General features: G+C 67.2%; 2 protein-coding genes. One reads left to right on the forward strand and one right to left on the reverse strand.

Annotation, left to right across the window (positions count from 1 at the left end; translation table 11 throughout):
• Positions 1-583 (reverse strand): tRNA (5-methylaminomethyl-2-thiouridine)(34)-methyltransferase MnmD (mnmD, locus tag A3764_RS16490; protein ID WP_067951788.1); only part of this gene is annotated, 583 nt, incomplete at its 3' end.
• A gap of 60 nt (positions 584-643) precedes the next feature.
• On the opposite strand from mnmD, the gene A3764_RS16495 reads away from it, so the two are divergent.
• Positions 644-1,034: FAD-dependent oxidoreductase (locus A3764_RS16495; protein ID WP_150122247.1), on the forward strand; the 391-nt coding region annotated here is incomplete at its 3' end.

Here is a 1,034-nt window from a genome sequence, read left to right on the forward strand (position 1 = left end):
GCACGAAGCCCGCCGCCGTATAGGTCGCAGCTGTGCCACCGGGCGCGGTACGCCGGGCCACGCCGGTCAGGATCGGTTCGGCCCACATGGCCGGATTGCGGGCGGGGGCGAAACCGTCCAGAAACCAGGCGTCGGCCTTGCCCTCCCATTCGGGCAGGGTACCCGCCACATCGCCGATGATAACCTCCAGCGTCAGCCCCGGCAGATCGAACCGCCCGCCATCCGGCGACCAGTGCTCAAGAAACGCGGCGCCGGTTTCACCGAAGTCCGGCAGCGCCGCATGGGCGCGAACCATATCGGCGGGGGACAGCGGGAAGGCTTCGAAACTCGTGAAATGCAGCGGGCCTGCCATTTCCGCCTGCTGCCACGCCTCTGCCGCGACCAGCGCGTTGAGGCCGGTGCCGAAACCAAGCTCCGCGATATGAAAGCCGGGTCGAAACCGCTTTGGCAGGTCGTTCCCGCCCAGAAACACATGCCGGGTCTCTGCCGCGCCGTCCTGAAGGCTGAAATAGGGGTCGTCGAACCGGGTGGACACCGGCACGCCGTTGTCGTGCCAAGTGACACTGGCGGTCTGGTTCTCCATCGTGGCACCCTGTAACGGTTCGTTTCGCGCGGACACTGCGCAAGACGGCGGGGATTGGCAATGGTCGACATCACCATCAGGGGCGCAGGCATATTCGGCCTGTCCATCGCCTGGGCCTGCGCGTGCCGAGGCGCGGCGGTCAGGGTCGTCGACCCCCATGGCCCGATGGCCGGTGCGAGTGGCGGACTGGTCGGCGCGCTCGCGCCGCATGTGCCGGAAAACTGGAACCCGAAGAAGGCATTCCAGCTCGACAGCTTGCTCGCAGCGGGACGGTACTGGTCGGACGTCGCCGATGCCTCGGGGCATGATCCCGGCTATGTCCGCAGCGGGCGGCTCCAGCCCATTGCAGACGCCGCCGCGCTGGAACTGGCACGGGCGCGCGAAGATACCGCGAAAGAGCTTTGGCAGGACAACGCGCGCTGGACGGTGACGGATACGCCCACATCGAAAT

Source organism: Sulfitobacter sp. HI0129 (genome assembly GCF_001635395.1).
Taxonomy (GTDB): Bacteria; Pseudomonadota; Alphaproteobacteria; order Rhodobacterales; family Rhodobacteraceae; genus Sulfitobacter.